This is a genomic window from Candidatus Poribacteria bacterium (assembly GCA_021295755.1).
In the GTDB taxonomy this organism is placed as follows: Bacteria; Poribacteria; WGA-4E; order WGA-4E; family PCPOR2b; genus PCPOR2b.
Genome location: JAGWBT010000082.1, coordinates 1 through 366 on the forward strand (window position 1 = coordinate 1; position 366 = coordinate 366).

Below are 366 nucleotides of genomic sequence, written 5' to 3' on the forward strand. Positions count from 1 at the left end.
CGTTCAACGGGACTGGTGGGATTGAGCCATTGGATGAGATCCAGCGTGAAGCCCGGTCCGTCGTTTCGGGTGTGGCCATGTATACCGCCGGGCGCACGTAGCCGATACTCGCGCATGTGTACCTTGGGGATTGCAACCATTTCGGAGATCGGACCGTCGCTGTGCTCTTCGGGAGAGACGACTTCCAGTCCGAGTAGGTCGCGATAGAAGTGCAGCGATTTTTCCAGATCGCTGACCATGACAGCGACATGATCAATTTTGATTGAGGCGTTCATGGGGTCATTCCTTTCTAATCCATGTTTAAATTCGTTATTTCTAGTAGGTATCTAGGAGTAAATTTGAGTCTACAGGTTCAACTGATTGACT

1 protein-coding gene is annotated in these 366 nt (G+C 50.5%); it reads right to left on the bottom strand.

Annotation, left to right across the window (positions count from 1 at the left end; genetic code table 11):
• On the bottom strand, positions 1 to 275 hold a 275-nt coding region (locus J4G02_12920; GenBank protein MCE2395480.1), incomplete at its 3' end, for a VOC family protein.
• Positions 276 to 366 lie beyond the last annotated feature (91 nt).